Here is a 17,796-nt window from a genome sequence, read left to right as displayed (position 1 = left end):
TGTAGCGAAAGCACGGCGACAAACGTATGTCAGCAAGGAAGAAGTTTATAGAACAATGTCATTATCGGCATGCTGGAGGCGGTATCCTTTGGGGGAACAGCCCTTGACCTTCTTAAACATGCGGGAGAAGAGCAGCGGGTCCTGATAACCGACGGAACGCGAGATCTCACCGATGGTACAATCGGTTTCCATCAGCAGCTCGCAGGCCTTGGCGATCCGGTAATTTAGCAGATACTGCTGCGGCGGAAGGCCGATGGTCCGTTTAAATAATGCGGATACGTATTTGCGGTCCAGCCTAAGGGAAGATGACATCATCTCCATCGTGACATTTTCACAGTAATGGGCATGCAGGAAGTGGAGACATTGCTCGACGTAAATGCTTTTTTGGCGCGGAATCGGGAATACATCCTTGGCCGCCGGTACCTTGCTCAGCAGGAGAGAGAAGAACTCATACATCATTGCTTTGAGCGGCAGATTCAGGCAGTCACTGCGGTCCGCTGCCTCTGTCAGCCGATCATACAGTGAGGGCATAAGCAGTTCATCCATCGGAAAGACGGGATGCTCCGGCGACAGCGAGGTTTTGGACAGCAAGTGTTCAATTTCTTCTCCGGTAAAAGCTATCCATGAATAATTCCAAGGCGTATTCAGGTCAGCCGCGTAATAAGTCACAATATGCGGATAGGTCAGAAAGGCCTGACCCGCCTGAAGTGTATGTGTCTCTTCACCGACGGCCACCTTGCCGGTACCTTCGTGGATAAAATGGATTTTGTACAAATCGCGTACACAGGGTCCAACGGTATGACCGGGGGCACACTGCTCCCGTCCCCAATAATGAAGATGCAGATCGGAATTCCCCCGGAACGGACGCTGTGAATTATATTTGAATATGGCCATGCTTCAGCCTCTTTCCTGTATGAGGTTGTCCTGGACAACGCCCGGGATATGCTCTCATTATACAATAGATTCGAAACGGCGGATAAACCGCAAAAAGTCCCAGCCCCCTTTTGGAGGGGGAGGGACTCGCAGAGCAGGCTGGATTATGCCTCCATTTTCAGCATCACCAGCTCTTCCACAGGCTCGCCGTTTACCAGATGCTCTTCCACGATGCGCGGAACATCGTCTGTCGTCACATTGTAGTACCAGATGCCGTCAGGGTAAACGATAACAAACGGTCCGTTGCCGCATAGCCCGAGACAGCTGGTTTTGTTGATTTTAACCGTCTTATGGATGCCTTGCTCTACCAGCTGTTCCTTGAATGCCTGCATAACATCCTCTACCTCCTGATTGTTGCAGTGCTCGCTGCAGCAGAAGAGCAGATGTTTTTTTAACACCTTTAAACGCATATTCATGGTTAAGCCTCCTCGATCTTGTGGGAATTGTGGACGTATCTTTAGGAGGAGTATAGTCTCTTTTGCAAACTCTGTAATGAGGTAGAGAGCATTGTTCTAAAAGGCTACATATATAGGATAAATCCGGGAGATTAGTGTTAGATTAGTTAACTTTCCAAGCGGATGTTTGAACAAAAAGTGTCATTTCCCTTATTTCCCAGAGTATTTCCTGTTTGAGAAATATAATTGAGGACTCTCCTTTGAATTTAAAGTAAAGCAGTTTAGCGCATGATCGATTGGTTAATTAAGAGCTATGAAAGAATGATTAAGCAACATCAAACTTTAACTATCAGGAGGGAATCGTTATGAATAAGAAAATAGTAGGTGTATTTTATACCGAGCATGAAGCTTCACGGGCAATTGAAGACTTGAAGAACCAAGGATTTCTGACAGAGGATATCTCCGTGATTGCCAGAAACAAAGATGATGTTGACGCGATTAACAATGAGATGGGCACCAAGGCGCCAGAGGGTATGGCATCCGGTGCGGCTACCGGCGGTTTGCTGGGCGGTGTCACCGGGCTTCTTGCAGGAATCGGGGCGCTGGCCATACCGGGAATCGGACCGATCCTCGCCGCAGGACCGATTGCCGCGACATTGGCAGGAGCTGCTGTTGGTGCAGGAACCGGCGGACTGGTCGGTGGACTGATTGGTCTCGGCATTCCTGAGGATGAAGCGGAAAGTTATGATAATTATGTAGATGAAGGTCGTATTCTGGTTATGGTAGATGCGGACAATACACGGGCCGAAGAGGTATATTCTGTGTTCCGCAGCCACAATTCAGCCAATGCCGACCGTTATATGGATGATAATATTGCAGCAGGAGATGTTACGGGGACGGCCCGCAATTCTGTAACAGACACAGTGGATGCTGCATTTAACGGATCAGGGCTGGAGGGACGTCAGGATACGGGGCTGGATACAATGAATTCTGCTCCTGTTCATGATCTTCCTGAAACACGGGCGCTGGATGATGTGAACCAGCCGGGAATGACAGGGAATGTATATTCCGGAACTACTGATGTGTCCAAAAACAAGGTGCAGACTGGTGAAGCCCGGGTGGACAAAACAGGCAAGGTGAAGCTCGATTCCAGCGATGAACTGCTGAGAGACCACAGCCGGATGCATTAAGCGAAAGTTTCCTGTTTAACTCCGGTCACTATAACTCAAAACAAGGTTTCCCCAAGATCCTTTTCGGCCCCGGGGAAACCTTGTTTTGAGGTTATGAAGGAATATCCTCTGCGCTACAGGTTAGGCTCTTTACATAAAAGCCGCATTCGGTCTGGCCGAGTAGCCCTGCGGAATCTCCTTGCCGGGCAGGAAGTGGATGCTGCGGATATAACGGATCGTCCGGCTCTGTGACCGCATGATGACAGAATGCGTCTCGGCGCGTTCCTTGCCGATGAAGCGGACTCCGTTCAGGAATTCACCGGAGGTGACTCCGGTGGCGGCAAAGATAACATCGCCCGTCCCGACCATATCCTCCATGGACAGAATGCGTGTCGGATTGTCGATGCCCATATGCAGGCAGCGCTGCATCTCAAAAGGGCCCTCCGGCAGCAGTCTTCCCTGTAGCTCTCCGCCGAGGCATTTCAGCGCGGCGGCAGCAAGCACGCCTTCGGGCGCCCCACCGGAGCCCATGTACAGATCCACATCGCTGTCCGGCAGCGCGGCGGCGATAGCCCCGGCCACATCGCCGTGGCCGATCAGCTTGATTCGTACGCCCGCTTCGCGCAGGCTGCGGATCAGCTCCTCATGCCGCTTGCGGTCAAGCACCATCACCGTCAGCTCGGAGAGCGATTTGCCGGTGATCATGCTGGCCTTGCGCAGCGTAACCCCGGCAGGATCTTCGAGGCTGAGCCTGCCGGCCAGCTCGGGGCCGCAGGCGAGCTTCTCCATATAAATGTCGGGAGCATGCAGCAGGCTGCCCCGGTCCGCAATGGCAATCACCGACTGGGCGTTGTGCAGTCCGCAGGCTACCACCTCGGTGCCCTCCAGCGGATCAACAGCCACATCAACGGAAGGGCCGCTTTTGTTCCCGACCCGTTCTCCGATGTAGAGCATCGGTGCCTCATCCATCTCGCCTTCGCCAATGACGACAGTCCCGTCAATGGAGACGGAATCGAACATGGAACGGATAGCAGTCGTAGCAGCATCATCCGCCGCATGTTTATCGCCCCGGCCAATCCAGCGGGCCGAGGATAAAGCGCCCAATTCAGTTACCCGTACAATCTCCAGTGCCAATTCGCGTTCCATATGCTTTCCCTCCATTACATTTTTAGTGTGGATGTTTCCGGTGTTTCCGGAGAATCGGAGATATACCCCATAATAATTCCTGCTGTCTCCTCAATGGCTTTGTTCGTAATATCTATGACGGGGCAGCCCAGCTTGGCAAAAAGCCCTGCTGCATACTCCGTCTCTTCCTGAATGCGTTCAAGGCTGGCATATTGGGAGCCTGCCGGCAACCCCAGCATCTTAAGGCGTTCCGAACGGATCTTCAGCATATATTCCGGCTTCATCGTAAGGCCGATGATCCGGTTCGGCGGCAGACTCATCAACTGCTGCGGCGGGCCAATCTCGGGGACAACAGGGTAATTGACGACCTTCTTGCCCCGGTGGGCCAGAAAAATGCTGAGCGGAGTCTTGGAGGTGCGGGACATGCCGAGCAGCACAATGTCGGCCTTAAGCATCGCGCCAAGATCGCGTCCGTCATCACTGGCAACCGTGAATTCGATCGCTTCGATCCGCTGGAAATAATCTTCGTCGAGCTGATGCAGCAGTCCCGGCCGGGCCTGAGGCGCATCGTCGAAAGTGTCGATGAAGGCCTGCATCATCGGGCCCATGATATCGACAATCCTCAGGTCCAGCCGGACAGCCTCTTCACGGATCATCTCCCGGAGCTCCGGCTGGACCAGTGTATAGGCGACAAAACCTTGCAGCTGCGCCGTTTCCTCCATTAGTTTCCGCAGTTCGTCCTCATGTCTTACATTGCCGTATCTTCTGATGGTAACCCGCTGATTCTGAAATTGGTGAATGACAGCCTGCACAACCGCCTCCGCCGTATCTCCTATCGAATCTGAGCAGATCGTAATGAAGTGTGAAGATTGCTCCATGCGTTTCAATTCCTCCGTTATCCTTTGGCTTCTAGATCGAGGAGAAGCTTTACGATGGAGGTTTTGGTCAGGCGCCCTACCACGTCAAGCTTGGGGCCGGTTTCCTCCGTGCCGCTGGGCACAACCACCGGCAGACTGTCTACCTCGTGAACAATCATTTTATGCGCGGCCTCAAGCACCGGGTCATCGGGAGAAACGGTTACTACCTTGGGCTGGCGGGTCATTACCATACTCACCGGCATGGATACTGCGCCGGGATTGCCGAGCGTTACCTTCAGAAAATCCTTGCGTGAGGCGACACCGGCCAGTTTGCCGTCGCCATCGCAAATAATAAGCGTGCCGACATCCTGCAGGAACAGCGTAACCACGGCATCCTGAATGGTTGTCGTCTCGCGGATAATAATCGGGATACTCTGGATATCCCTGACTCTGGTTTCCTGCAGCAGAGAGCTGCTGCCTTGACGCTGAGCTGCTTTCTTGCCGGGGAAATATCCGACCTTTGGCTTGGCATCAATGTACTCCAGCATGACCAGGATGGACAGGTCGTTGCGGATGGTCGGCCGGCTGAGATTCAGGGTTTCCGCAATTTGGTCACCGGTAATCGGCGCTCTTTTTTTTACAATGTCAATGATTTGCATTTGACGGGATGTCAGTTCAATCACAGGTTTCCTCCACTTTCCGGATACAATCAGGTGCTCCTCTATAGAAAAGGAGTTCTGTTAAGCAAGATCCCCCTTTCAATTAGACGTCCTAATGGTAATATAATCCCCTAACTTGGTTATATAATACGCAATAATAATCAATAATGCAACATATAGTATGTCATATATAATATTTTTTTTGAATTTTCATTTCAGCCATGAGGAACGGTAATGAACTGAGCTGTGTTGGGAAATAGGGAAGGAGAACAACAGAACAGCCTGGAGCCCATTATTTTTTCAGGGGTCCAGGCTGTTCTCTTGTTTAGGAAATATACAATATTTATTCCTGTGGAAGAGCCTCAATGCTTCCTTTTTGAAGAATCGGGGCAGGCGGTTTTTGTTTGAAAATCAGCTGCTTCAACGCTCCCGCATTCACAAGCACGGTTCCGGCAATGATGGTGAATACCCCGAGGACGGTTATCCAGCTTACAGCTTCCCCGTAGAATACAAGACCCACACCAACGGCGATCGGCGGCGAAATATACAGCCAGGTCGACGGAAAGACGGGATTCGTCTTGGCGACGAGCCAGTAGAACAAGGTGTGTCCAACCATTGAGCCGATAACGGTCAGGTAGAGCAGCGAGCCGGCGGTTTTGAACGAGAGAAGAAACCCGGGATGCACATTTTCGGTGAAAAGCGACAGGATGAACAGGAGCGCTCCGCCATATATCATTTGTGCTGCATTCAACGCGACGGGTGAAACCTCGGAGAAGGTTGTGGTTACTTTTTTGGAGTAAATTGCCCCCGCCGCATAGCAGCATTCCCCAATCAGCACAGCAGCGCAGCCGATGAGCCACAAGGGAGAGACATCTATCGCCAGACTGGGCAGAACCAGCAGCAGAACGCCGGTGAAGCCGATGATACAGCCGTAGATCGAATACGACGGAGCTTTTTGACGGAACAAAGCGGTCTGCAGCAGCAGAATCATCATCGGCCCGGTAGCTGACAGCACGGCGGCAAGCCCGGAGGATACATGTTGCTCCGCCCAGTACAGCCCGGCGAAGGTTCCAAAGGTCAGCGCGGCTCCGGTGAACAGCATCTCTTTGCGCAGCAGCAGGGAGAAGCTTGCTTTGCCTTTCCAGACCATCCAGAGGAACAATATTGCTCCTGCCATAAAGAAACGGATTCCTGCTGAGAAAAAAGGCGGCGCTCCGGCATCCACACCAATTTTAATCGCTAAAAAGGTAGTGCCGAAGATCAGACAGACAAGAGAGTAAGCCAACAGAATCATATCCAGTTCCCCTTTGTAAAGTTAATATGGCAGCCCAGTAGAATCATTTTGTTAATCATATAGGGGTGGGGACAGAACAGATTGCAGACAGCAGAACAGATGAGAGGAATAATGAGGTACAATACGGGAAAGAGGATTTGCAGAAGAGGCTGCAATATGCGGTTATCACAGGGAGGGTGGATTACGATGAAAAAAGCTACGGGGGCGGACCAAAGCCATCCCTTGTTCCGCCAGGTCTGCGAATTCATACTGAACCGGATGGAACGTGGAGAATGGAAGGCGCATGATAAGCTGCCCTCGATCCGTCTGCTGGCGGAAGAGCTGAAGGTGCACCGGCTGACGGTATTCAAGGCCTACCGGGTGCTGACTGAGGACGGCAAGGTCTATGTGAAAGACAAATCCGGTTATTATGTATCTCCGGGCGACAGGGCGCTGGGCGATGGTTCAAGCGAGGGGGCAGCGGTATCCACTTATTCACTGACCAATCCCTTATCTGATATCCAGCGGATGCCGGTCCAATACCAATTTTCGCAGGCGCTTATTGATCCGAATCTGCTGCCGAACCTGTTCCTGTCCGATTATGTGAAAAAGGTGTTCGACCTTTATCCGAAGGTCATGGGAACCTATTCCTCTGTTCAGGGCGATGAGGAGCTGCGCGAAACGCTGAGCCGCCATTTCCACGATCAGCACCGGCTGCAGCTGTCGCCGCAGGAGCTGCTGATCACCTCGGGTGCGCAGCAGGCGATCAATCTGATCGCCGGTATTGTGCTCGGGCCGATGGACAATGTGCTGGTGGAGCGGCCGACGTACAGCGTGGCTATGGATATTTTTCGCCGGGCCGGTGCACGGCTTATACCAGTGGAGATTACACCGCAGGGCTATGATCTGGAGGCGGTGGAGGAGCTGATGCGCAGGCACAAGCCGCGGATGTTCTACTTGAACCCGACCCATCACAATCCGACCGGATATACCGTTCCGGCGCGGCAGCGCAAGCTGATGGTTGAACTGGCCGAGCGGTACCGCTGCCTGCTGGTGGAGGATGATCCCTTCCGCGATATGTATTTCGGGGAGAAGCCGCCGCCGCCGTTTTTTGCCTATGATACGGAGGGCTGGGTCATTTATATCAGCAGCTTCAGCAAGTATGTCGCTCCGGGGTTGCGCATCTGTGCGGTCGCTTGCCGTTATCCGTTTATGGAGCGGCTGATTACCGCCAAATCACTGGCCGATAACGGGACTCCGCTGCTTAACCAGAAGATTTTCCTGCACTATTACACCTCGCCGCGGCTGCAGCGGCATCTCGGCAAGCTGCGCATTGCGCTCCAGGTGCATAAGGAAATTGTGGAGGAGGAGCTGGCGTCTGCCGGCTGGGAGTGGACAGCGCCGGAGGGCGGGCTGAACCTGTGGGTGAAGCTGCCCGAATCCATCTCTGTGGCAGCGTTGTTTGACCGCAGTATGGAACAGTCGATCTCCTTCATACCGGGAGAAATCTGCGATCCGCTCGGTGAAATGAAATCCTGGCTGAGGCTCAGCTATTCCTTTGCCAGCGAAGGTGTGCTGCGGGAGGGCATCCGGCGTCTGGTGATGCTTGCCGGACAATTAGAAAAATGAACTAGATTGTAAATGAAAGCACATGATGAAGTTGTATGCAGAAGAGCGTGAGCAGGTGTGTATAAGAGCACCATGGAGAAGTGTGTATAAGGGTACCATGGAGAAGTGTGTGATAAGGGTACATTGAAGTGCGCGTGGCGTTGCTTGGTGATGTTCACGCGGAGTCGTATTGAGAAATGTGAGAGGATGCACAGAAGGTAGCTTGGGAGTAGAGCGATTTGTACGGCGGGGGTTCAATAGTAGCCTGCTGCTGCCGAGTATGTATAACTCTAGACGGACTCCAGCGGCGCTATTTGTGGTAAAAGCTCCATTTCAGAAGCGTTGCGGACTCCAGCGCCGTTATTCTTCTGATTTCCTGCCGCTGATTGGCTTTATCCAGCAAATAACGTCACTCCAGTCCGGAAGGGATGGAAAAAGGCCAAGCCAGGCACAATAGCGGCTTTCCTGTCCGCTTGGAATTGGAAGGGAACAGAAAAGACAGGATCGTGTGGGAAGGTAACAAAAAATCCACAGTAGCGGAGTCTGACTTAGTTAACACTAAATGCACCGAAAGCACCTGTGATTAGTTGAAGAAAGCACAACAGCGGCGATAGCACAGACGTACCATCAGGCAGGCATCCAGAAGCGCATTAGTGTCTCAACTAAGCAGGCCATCAGAAGCGCATCAGTGTCTCAACTAAGTGGGCGGCCAGAAGCGCAACAGCGCCTCAACTAAGCAGGCCTCCAGAATCGCATCAGCGTCTTAACTAAGCAGGCACCCAGAATCGCATCAGCGTCTCAATTAAGCAGGCCTCGAGAATCGCATCGGCGTCTCAACTAAGCAGGCCTCCAGAAGCACATCAGTGTCTCAACTAAGCAGGCGCCCAGAAGCGTATCAGCGCCTCAACTAAGTAGACCTCGAGAATCGCATCAGCGTCTCAACTAAGCAGGCCTCCAAAAGCGCAACAGTGTCTCAACTAAGCAGGCGCCCAGGCAGTAGTCCCTCATCCACAAGCACCCAGACCCAAAGCGCCCTGTCCGAGCAAGCAGACAGGGCGCTTTGGGTCTATTTATTAAGCTTAGTTAGGATCCCGCTTTGTGCTAGCCAGGACCATAACTCATTCACGCTTTCCTCCGGCGTCTGCTCGGCTGTGCGGAGCGTTAACTCTGGGCTGACAGGCGCCTGGTAAGGATCAGAAATGCCGGTGAAGGAGGGGATTTCGCCCCGGCGGGCCATGGCATACAGCCCTTTGACATCCCGCGACTCGCAGATTTCTAAAGGGCAATCTACATAGACTTCTGCGAAACCGGGCAGCGACTGGCGGGCATAGTCGCGCATTTCCGCATAAGGGCTGATGACCGAGACCACTGATATGACGCCGTGCCGATTCAGCATACCGGCCACGTAGACGGCCCGGCGGATATTCTCGAACCGGTCTTCCCGGCTGAAGCCGAGGCCTTGTCCGAGCGCACGCCTCAGCTCATCTCCGTCGAGCCATTCGGCAGCCAGACCTTGTTCCCTCAGTCTGTCCGTCAGAAGCGAGGCAATCGTTGATTTGCCCGCCCCGGACAAGCCGGTGAGCCACAGAGTCATACCGCGACCTGAACGAATCCCTGCAACTTCGTGCGCTGCTCCAAACCCGGTGCCCTCGTGCTTTACTCCAAGTCCAGTACCTGATCCATATCCCACACCTTTGTGTTTTACTCCAATTTCAGCATCTGCTCCACGCCCCGCACTTTCTTGCTCAACTCGAAACTCAACACTTTCGTGCGCTGCTTCCAAATCGACATCTTCGTACTCTACTCCAATTCCAGCACTTTCGCGATTTGCTCTCATCTCTGCACCTCCGCGATTCCGTAGGGTATTCGTTCCAGCAGGCCGGAGCCGTAAATCTGCTCCAGCTGGAGCCCGGGCATGTGGATGTAACCGATATAGCAGTCGCAGAAGTTCATGCGGCAGCTCCGCTCCGCAGCGAGGCCTTCCAGGCCGTCACGGTAGAGGTTGCCGATGACGCCCCTGTCCTTATAGCAGCGTTTAACTATACCGGGTCCCTGCACATAGAACACATTGCTGCCGGCATTGCAGAGTTTGCCCAAGCTTTCATAGTCGACTGTATTGATATGAAAATGCGGATCAATGCCGCCGAGAAGGGCGAGATCTTCCGGTGTGTAATAATCCGGTTTGTCTTTGTAGGCATTCACCCACAGATAGACATCATCCGGCAGGGCGGCCCGCAGCGAGGCAATTGCCGGAAAGGCGCTGCGCAGGCCCACACTGCCGACACTGAAGGGAATGCCCTGCTTATAGACAGCCATACATTGGGCCAGAAACCGCTCCTCCCGCACCTGGCCCGGGTGATAGGTCGCCCAGAAGGCAGCCGTGGCCGGGTTCAGCTCCGGGATAAAATCCAGGCTGGCCGACAGGTTGGTCTGGATAGCCACCTTGTCCACATGGGGGAGATGGGAGAGGGTAATCAGCGCTTCTTTATACCAGCGGTGAATCAGTCCTTCACCGTAAGGATTGAAGAAGATCGACAGCCGGTGGCCCGCCGCACCTTGCTCCGCAGCCCACTGGACAAAGGTCTCCAATCCCTCGCGGTCCTTGGCAAGCGTAGCGGCGCTGTCTCTCGTCTTGCCGAACGGACAGTAGGGACAATCATAATTACAGGAGGTGAGGGCCCCACGGTAGTAGAGGACGGCATTCATGGCAAAATAAATCCTTCCATACGTTCCCTGATTTCACCCGAGATGAACCAGTCGCCGATGGAGTCCGAGTAGCCCAGACCCTCAGGGGTTAACCGCAGGATACCTTCCTCTACTTCGCCCAGACCATTTTGAAGCAGCAGGTCAAGCTCAGGATAATCATTCCACAGCGAAGCCGAGAAACGTCCGCTGTAGTCGGCCAGCTTCAGCCCCTCGCTGTGCAGCACAGCTTTCAGAATGAAACGCCGTTTCTGTTCTTCCCGGCTTAGCACAATGCCGTAATCGGCCGTGTCATAAGACTCGGACGACACATAATCGGCAATGATGCTCTCCGTTGCCTTGCGGCTGACGCCGTAGCGGGAGGCGTAGTGCACCTCCCGCGTATAGGAACGGGCTCCACAGCCGAGGCCGACCATCCCCTCCTCCTGACAGCTGTAGCCGAGGATGGCTTTGCTGGTGCCTGCCGTTTCCTTAGCGAAGCGGCGCATAGAATACTGGCGGTAGCCGTGCTCTGCGAGGAGCTGGCAAGCGGCAGTATAGCAATCATGGCGGAGATCCTGCTGGCGCAGCAGATCTCCCGGCTTCACAATCGTATGCTCGCGGGTGTAGAGCGGATAGAGAAAAATCTCCTCCGGTTCATACAGGAGCGCCTGATTCAGCGAATAGAGCCAGGACTCCACGCTCTGGCCCGGAAGCCCGTAGATCAGATCCAGATTCAGGATGGGGAATTGATATTTCCCCAGCAGCTCCAGTGCCCGGTATACCACCTCAGGGTTCTGCGGACGGTAGATGGCCGCCGATTCGGCGGCGACAAAGCTCTGGATGCCCATACTGACCCGGTCCACGGTATTGTCCTTCAGGATGGCGAGCTTCTCTTCCGTAATTGTCTCGGGTGAGGTTTCGACTGAGATTGAAGCAAGGGCGGTGTCCAGGCCCATGATCTCCCGGGCGATCCGGAACAGCCGGCTTAGCTGCGGGGCGGCCAGCAGGGTTGGCGTACCGCCGCCGATCGCGAACCGGGCATACGGCTTATGGCCGGTAAAGGCCGACCACTGTTTTGCCTGCCGTTCCAGCGCATCCACATAGGTGGCGTGGACATCTGCACGTTTGTCCGGCAGGGTGAAGAGGTTGCAGAAGCCGCAGCGTGCGCCGCAGAACGGAATATGCATATAGAGAAAAAAAGAATCCGCAGGCTCTTCCAGCCACAGCTGTTCCAGCGGAATAGGAGGCTGGAATTCACGATAGGCTGTCTTGTGCGGATAGGAATAGAGATAATTGCGGTAAGGGTTAGCGGTAATCTGCTCTTTCCAGCGCTTAAGCTCCTCCGAAGAGAGAGACGGTCTTACGTCGTTGTCATTAGGATGCTGCAGGAAATTGCCGGTTGACGTCATACGTTTCTCCTTTCTTCCGGGTTGAACCGGCTGTTGATCTAGAGGATGAATTCCCGGTAAGGGACATTCCACACGGTCTCATGTGCCAGACGGTGTCCCTGATAGCCATCTTCCCCATAGGCTGTGCCGTGGTCCGAGAAGGCCAGGCAGAAGACCGGATTGCCACGTTCGCGAAAGCGCTCAAACAGGCGCCCCAGCTCTCCGTCGGCATAACGCAGTGCGGCACGCTGGCTGTCCACGGAATCCTTCCGGGCACCCGGAAGGAAGAAATGGTTCGGCCCGTGGATGGCTGACACATTGAGGAACAGGAACAGCCTTTGATCCGGCGGAGTATCGTTCAGCACCTTCAGGGCGTGGTTCACCTGATGCTCCGTGGAGCGCGGGTTCGTGACACCGAAGGTCATCCGCCAGTAGCTGTGCTGGAAATAACCGGGCAGTACGCGGGCAAGCGGGACCTTTTTAGTGAAAAAAATAACCCCGCCAATACATACCGTACGGTAGCCCTCGGCAGCAAGCCCTGATACAAGATCCGGCGTGTCGAACAGCCAGGTGTGCGGATGGGTCTTCATCCCGGTATTTCTGGAATGGAACAGTCTCACATGCGAAGCTTTGTCCGTGTCTGCGGGAGTCGGCAGGAAACCGCCGAAGAAGGCATGATGTGCGGCATAAGTGAAGCTGCCGGGCGTATGCCGTTTCTCCCAGGAACCGCTGCCGCACAGATTGGGGCAGTTCTCTTCCTCCAGAACGGCAGCATCGTAGCGCAGGGTATCCAGTGTGATCATCAGGATGTCATGGGTGCCAACAATGGCATTCATATCTGTCATAACCGTTATAAGCGCCCTTTCTTAATAGATATGGATTAAAAATAGCAATACGCTATAAGGTCTCTCATTCATGATTTGCAATGGCATTCAGCTTTTTCATTTCCCATTCATACGTGTCGCAGCCGTCATATTCCACATCGTAGAGCAAGTCGCCAAAAGGATTTACGTCCGCAGCATAAGTGCGCCGGGAACTGCCGGAGGATACGAGGATATCAATTCCGGCAACAGCCGAGCGGGGGAAGGCGGCAAGGGCCTGCACGGCTGTACGCCGTACCTGCTCCTGCACCTCTTCCGTGAGCCCGGCTTCTGCCGGAGACATCCGCTGGCTGCGCAGATGCAGGTTCGTAATGGGCGTGGTGCTGACCCGGGCAACGGAATGGCAGGCTTCTCCAAGCACGACAAGCTGGCGGATGTCGAACGAAACTCCGGCTGCGCCCGGCTTGGGAATCCATTGCTCAGCATACGCGCCATGGCTGTAGAGCCAGTTGATGATTCCAGTCAGGACAGCGGAATCGGTATAACGCCGCAGTTTCCCTGAATTATAGTACACGGGAGGGCGAGTGATATACTGCTCGACCCCAATAGTAGTCACAGCGATTTCGGCTCCCGTAGCGGGATTGATCTGATAGGCGATGACGCCGGAAGCGGCAGAGCCGCAGGACAGCTTGATGAATACCCGGTGCATCCGCTCCGTGATCATCAGCTCCCGCAGGGACGCATAGTCTGACGGCGGATGTCCGCCGCCCAGGGGCCGGGGAACCGGAACGCCGGACTCAGCCAGAATCTGCTGAGTCCGGCGTTTGTCGGTCATGGCGGCAATATCCCCGGGATGGTTCTGCCACCGGGCTTCAGGCAGCAGCTCTGCGGCCTCGCGCTGAAGCCTGGCCAGCAGCCGGCAGTAGCCGCGGAACCATTGAGATGGATGATGCAGCACGCCGGGCATGTCCTTCAGCCGCCCGGCGGCCTGGAGACTCAGCGGATGGGGATCGGGATGATGTCCGAAGGGGTGCAGCGAGTCATCCTGCTCCCCGGCATCCGGTGCGCCCAAGGCAATGAGGCCCTGCTCAATCTCGAAGCTGCCGCCGGGTGAATCCAGCCGCAGGAGAGGCGGCGCTGCTGCCGGACCTGACCCGGAAGGCTCTGGCCACAGGCCCGACCGCCCGCTGGTCTGCAAGTACAGCGTCTGCTCCAGCAGCTCGGCGAGCGAACTTCCCCGCAGCAGCTCCGAGTACGGGATGAGCAGGGCCGGGGGCATCCCGAGGCGGCTCCGCGCCTGCTGGATGCCGTCCGAGCGCCTGTCGCCGGGACAACATAGCAGGATCAGCGGCTGCGGTTCCTGCATCATTCGGTGATGGAAGGATAACGCCAATCTTCCTCGTCATCGCTTTTTTGCTGGTCGCTGACATCGGCCGGCAGGCCGCTTGCCTTCCAGCGGGCAATCATTTCATTCGACATATAATGATAGCTCAGGTTCAGTGCCTGCAGGCCTTTAATCCGCTCACTGGCCAGCAGCGCCTCAGCACCCTTGTCACTAAGCGTTCCAAGCGAAAGGTCCAGCGTATGCAGCTGGTCCAGAATGGGTGCATCGGCCACGGCCGCGGCAATTTCATCCTGAATTTCGCTGTTTTTCAGTCCCAGATAGGTAAGCTTAGGGAACTTATCCGGCTGGATCAGCGGGTAGAGATCTTCCAGTCCGCCATCAAAGCCATAATTGTCCACGCCAAGGTACAGCTCCAGCTTGCGCAGATTCGGCAAATGTCCTGCGGCGATTTCTGCCAGAACGCTTTTGCCAAGTCCGCCGGTAATAATAATCAGTTCCTCCAGCTTGTCATGCTGCAGACTGCTGAGGCTCAGATCATTTCCGCCTTGAATGGTGAGTGATTGAAGCTCCGGATAAGCGGGGAGCAGCGGGGAAAGATCGCTTTGTGTAATCCACGAGATTTCGCATTCTTCATAACCCATCTCCCCGATAAACAGCTTGCGCAGAGCCGGAAAGCTTCCGCTGTATTTCACAAGGGCTGACACAGCCTCCTCGGAGCTGTTCTCATAGGCCTGTCCCCAATCCCCAATGATGAGGCTGGTTAGTTGCGCCGCTTCAGGACTTGCGCTCAAGCGTTCAATCTCCGTACCTATTCTTTGACCTTCTTCAAATTCGTCGTACCCGACAGTAAGCTTTACTTCCGTCATTAACATTCCCTCCCGGAAAAATATGGCTTCAATTTCACCCTAACATCTGGGAAGGAGGGAGTCAAATTACGGGACAGCACGGGAGTGGAGCCTTGAACGGAGCCTGTCAGGCAGTTGCAGCAGCAGCGGGAATTCCGCTTTCTCCGGAAATGTGCGGATACACAAAAACAGCCCGGCCCCTCCCTGTATACGGGAGAAGCCGGGCGCGTAAGAATTCTGTCAGACCCAGCCGAACAAGCGCGCTGCCTGTGCGACCAGGAAGGTGACTGCAATGGCGATGCCCAGCGGAATGACGGCCGAGAGCACTGCCCATTTCATGCTTTTGGTCTCTTTGTAGATGTTGATCAGAGTAGTGCCGCATGGATAGTGGAGCAGGGAGAACAGCATCATATTGAGCGCGGTCAACCACGTCCAGCCATGGCTCAGGAAGATGTCCTTGATGCTGCCGATTCCTTCGACATCGACCATAGCACCGGAGGACATGTAGCCCATAAGCAGAATCGGCAGTACGATTTCATTGGCCGGAAGCCCTAGGATGAAGGCCATCATAATGAAGCCGTCCATGCCGAGCAGCTGGGCAAAAGGATCAAAGAAAGCGGCCATATGGTTCAGCACACTGTCTCCGCCAACGAACACATTCGCTAGGATCCAGGTGATAATGCCTGCCGGAGCAGCTACGACGATTGCGCGGGTCAGCACATTCAGCGACTTCTCCTTGGAGGAGCGGACAATCGTCTTCCAGATCTGCGGACGGCGGTACGGCGGCAGTTCGAGCGTATAGTGGGTGGGAACGCCGCGCAGCGCGGTTTTGGACATGACCCAGGACACCGTTAAGGTTACCGTGATACCGACCATTACGATTCCCATCAGGACAAGGGCTGTCGAGAAGGTCCGCAGCGCACCAGTCGTAGCAGCCCCCACCATAAACATGGAGGACAGCAGAATAAGGGTCGGCCAGCGGCCGTTGCAGGGCACGAAATTATTGGTCAGAATGGCCAGCATCCGTTCACGCGGCGATTCGATAATGCGGGTGGAGAGAATGGCGGCAGCATTGCAGCCAAAGCCCATCGACATCGTTAACGCCTGCTTGCCGTGCCCGCCGGATTTCTTGAACAACCGGTCCATATTAAAAGCAACGCGCGGCAGATAGCCGAAATTCTCCAGCAGCGCAAATACCGGGAAGAAAATCATCATTGGCGGCAGCATGACGCTGATAACCCAGGAGGTTCCGCGGTACAGGCCAAGCACAAGCACGCCGTGCAGCCAGGCCGGAGCGCTCACCGCTTCGAATCCGGCGGTTAAATAACCTTCGATGATGCCGAACAGAGAGGCCAGCCAGCTCGAGGGATAGTTGGCGCCGGTAATCGTAATCCAGAAGACGAGGCCAAGCCCGGCGAGCATAATGGGGAATCCCCATATTTTGGAGGTGACAATATTATCAAGCTTATAAGTGCTGCCCAGTTTCTTTTTGTCCTGGTAGGTGACTGCATCTCTGCAGATCCCCGCAGATACACCATATATTCCGCTTACGATTTCATCACGGATTCCGCCCTTGTCTGCGAGATTCTTCGCTGCAGAGAGCAGGGAATCCATCGGATCGGGTCCCTTAATGACATGCGGTGACTCCATGGCTCACTACCCCCTTCGATCCGGAAATATTCCTCTGTCCCATATTGGCTTTGAGCGAAGCGAGCAGGCTTTCGTCACCATCCAGCAGCCGCAGGGCAATCCAGCGTGCCGGATACCTTGAACCGACCGTCTGCTCTACCATAGGAAGGAGCGCAGCAATGCCCTGTTCAATCTCATCGCTATACGTAATCCGCAGCGGCTCCGCTGTATAAGTACCAGTAGCTACACGCTCAATTTGATCCAGCAGCGCCTCAATGCCGATTTCACTCCGGGCCGAAATTGCGGCTACCGGCACGCCGAGCCGTTTCGAAATGGCCTTCAGGTTAATATCAATGCCCAGCTTCTTCGCTTCATCGATCAGGTTGATGCAAACAACGGCCCGCCCGGTAATTTCCAGCACCTGCAGGGCAAGATTGAGATTGCGCTCCAGCGAAGTGGCGTCCAGCACCACCAGCGTCACATCCGGCTGTTCAAAAATAATGTAGTCCCTTGCAGCCTCCTCGTCAGCTGAGTTGGAATACAGGGAGTAGGTACCCGGAAGATCTACAGCCAAGTAGGTATTGTTCTTGTGGGTAAACTCGCCTTCGGCGGTGATGACGGTCTTGCCCGCCCAGTTGCCGGTGTGTTGGCGCAGGCCGGTCAATAGATTGAAGAGTGTGCTCTTGCCCGTGTTGGGATTGCCTGCAAAAGCTACAGTGTAACGGTTCATGCTTCATCACCTCCGATTAATTCTCCGTAAATCAGAGCGCTTTCTTCCCGGCGCAGGGCAATGGTTGTATTGCTTACCCGGAAGGCGGTAGGGTCTCCGAGCGGACTGCGCCGCAGTACCTCGACAGCATTGCCGACGACAAACCCGAGGTCGAGCAATCTTCTCCTCAGCACACCCTGCACTTCTATGCTGCGGATACGCAGCGTACTGCCGTTCACAGCTTCAGATAATGGAATTACGGCTCCGGCCATAAGATTTTCCTCCGTTCCATCCAGAATGATTGAGCATGTATGATTTATTGATTTATGTTATGCACATGGGTTAGATTCTTGTA

General features: G+C 54.5%; 17 protein-coding genes. 2 read left to right on the top strand and 15 right to left on the bottom strand.

Annotation, left to right across the window (positions count from 1 at the left end; all coding sequences use genetic code 11):
• Positions 1–45: 45 nt before the first annotated feature.
• Both NYE29_RS04015 and NYE29_RS04010 read right to left on the bottom strand, forming a co-directional pair.
• On the bottom strand, positions 46–894 hold the full coding sequence (locus tag NYE29_RS04015; RefSeq protein WP_340894498.1) for an AraC family transcriptional regulator: 849 nt from the start codon (positions 892–894) through the stop codon (positions 46–48).
• Between the two features lie 143 nt (positions 895–1,037).
• Positions 1,038–1,349 carry a (2Fe-2S) ferredoxin domain-containing protein gene (locus NYE29_RS04010; RefSeq protein ID WP_076114424.1) on the bottom strand — a complete coding sequence of 104 codons (312 nt, stop codon included), beginning with the start codon at positions 1,347–1,349 and terminating at the stop codon, positions 1,038–1,040.
• 344 nt (positions 1,350–1,693) lie between these two features.
• On the opposite strand from NYE29_RS04010, the gene NYE29_RS34510 reads away from it, so the two are divergent.
• Positions 1,694–2,518: a general stress protein gene (locus tag NYE29_RS34510; RefSeq protein WP_445322151.1), complete on the top strand. Its 825-nt coding sequence runs from the start codon at positions 1,694–1,696 to the stop codon at positions 2,516–2,518.
• A 129-nt stretch (positions 2,519–2,647) separates the two neighbouring features.
• Here NYE29_RS34510 and glpX read toward each other — a convergent pair whose 3' ends face one another.
• The 4 genes from glpX to NYE29_RS03985 form a co-directional block, all read right to left on the bottom strand.
• Positions 2,648–3,643, bottom strand: coding sequence for a class II fructose-bisphosphatase (glpX, locus tag NYE29_RS04000; RefSeq protein WP_076114426.1), 996 nt, complete (start codon positions 3,641–3,643; stop codon positions 2,648–2,650).
• Positions 3,644–3,657: 14 nt separating this feature from the next.
• Positions 3,658–4,500: a pyruvate, water dikinase regulatory protein gene (locus tag NYE29_RS03995; protein WP_038586753.1), complete on the bottom strand. Its 843-nt coding sequence runs from the start codon at positions 4,498–4,500 to the stop codon at positions 3,658–3,660.
• 17 nt (positions 4,501–4,517) lie between these two features.
• Positions 4,518–5,138, bottom strand: a complete 621-nt coding sequence (locus NYE29_RS03990) for a helix-turn-helix transcriptional regulator (protein WP_052092453.1) — start codon at positions 5,136–5,138, stop codon at positions 4,518–4,520.
• Positions 5,139–5,481: 343 nt separating this feature from the next.
• Positions 5,482–6,432 carry a DMT family transporter gene (locus NYE29_RS03985; RefSeq protein ID WP_038586760.1) on the bottom strand — a complete coding sequence of 317 codons (951 nt, stop codon included), beginning with the start codon at positions 6,430–6,432 and terminating at the stop codon, positions 5,482–5,484.
• A 186-nt stretch (positions 6,433–6,618) separates the two neighbouring features.
• Here NYE29_RS03985 and NYE29_RS03980 point away from each other — a divergent pair, with 186 nt between their 5' ends.
• Positions 6,619–8,040, top strand: coding sequence for an aminotransferase-like domain-containing protein (locus NYE29_RS03980; RefSeq protein ID WP_340894494.1), 1,422 nt, complete (start codon positions 6,619–6,621; stop codon positions 8,038–8,040).
• 1,045 nt (positions 8,041–9,085) lie between these two features.
• Here NYE29_RS03980 and cysC read toward each other — a convergent pair.
• The 9 genes from cysC to NYE29_RS03935 all read right to left on the bottom strand — a co-directional run bounded on the left by cysC (position 9,086) and on the right by NYE29_RS03935 (position 17,713).
• Positions 9,086–9,856, bottom strand: a complete 771-nt coding sequence (gene cysC, locus NYE29_RS03975; protein ID WP_340894493.1) for an adenylyl-sulfate kinase — start codon at positions 9,854–9,856, stop codon at positions 9,086–9,088.
• Entirely contained in the window at positions 9,853–10,725 is an 873-nt protein-coding gene (locus tag NYE29_RS03970) for an STM4011 family radical SAM protein (protein WP_340894492.1), read from the bottom strand. Before NYE29_RS03970 ends, cysC begins: the two co-directional genes overlap by 4 nt.
• Complete coding sequence (locus NYE29_RS03965; RefSeq protein ID WP_340894490.1) at positions 10,722–12,113, bottom strand: STM4012 family radical SAM protein; 1,392 nt, start codon at positions 12,111–12,113, stop codon at positions 10,722–10,724. The genes NYE29_RS03970 and NYE29_RS03965 overlap by 4 nt, the downstream gene beginning before the upstream one ends.
• A 38-nt stretch (positions 12,114–12,151) precedes the next feature.
• A complete protein-coding gene (locus tag NYE29_RS03960; RefSeq protein ID WP_340894487.1) occupies positions 12,152–12,937 on the bottom strand; it encodes an STM4013/SEN3800 family hydrolase in 786 nt (261 codons plus the stop codon).
• Between the two features lie 64 nt (positions 12,938–13,001).
• On the bottom strand, positions 13,002–14,282 hold the full coding sequence (locus NYE29_RS03955; RefSeq protein WP_340894486.1) for an STM4014 family protein: 1,281 nt from the start codon (positions 14,280–14,282) through the stop codon (positions 13,002–13,004).
• The gene (locus NYE29_RS03950; protein WP_076113660.1) at positions 14,279–15,124 is read right to left on the bottom strand and encodes an STM4015 family protein; all 846 of its coding nucleotides are present in this window, start codon (positions 15,122–15,124) and stop codon (positions 14,279–14,281) included. Before NYE29_RS03950 ends, NYE29_RS03955 begins: the two co-directional genes overlap by 4 nt.
• 219 nt (positions 15,125–15,343) lie before the next feature.
• Positions 15,344–16,753 carry a nucleoside recognition domain-containing protein gene (locus tag NYE29_RS03945; RefSeq protein WP_340894483.1) on the bottom strand — a complete coding sequence of 470 codons (1,410 nt, stop codon included), beginning with the start codon at positions 16,751–16,753 and terminating at the stop codon, positions 15,344–15,346.
• Positions 16,731–17,462 carry a FeoB small GTPase domain-containing protein gene (locus NYE29_RS03940; RefSeq protein WP_038586779.1) on the bottom strand — a complete coding sequence of 244 codons (732 nt, stop codon included), beginning with the start codon at positions 17,460–17,462 and terminating at the stop codon, positions 16,731–16,733. Before NYE29_RS03940 ends, NYE29_RS03945 begins: the two co-directional genes overlap by 23 nt.
• Positions 17,459–17,713, bottom strand: coding sequence for a FeoA family protein (locus NYE29_RS03935; RefSeq protein WP_076113662.1), 255 nt, complete (start codon positions 17,711–17,713; stop codon positions 17,459–17,461). The genes NYE29_RS03940 and NYE29_RS03935 overlap by 4 nt, the downstream gene beginning before the upstream one ends.
• Positions 17,714–17,796: the final 83 nt, after the last annotated feature.

It is taken from the genome of Paenibacillus sp. FSL M7-1046, assembly GCF_038007405.1.
GTDB lineage: Bacteria > Bacillota > Bacilli > Paenibacillales > Paenibacillaceae > Paenibacillus_AQ.
This window is presented reverse-complemented; position numbering and strand designations above follow the sequence as displayed.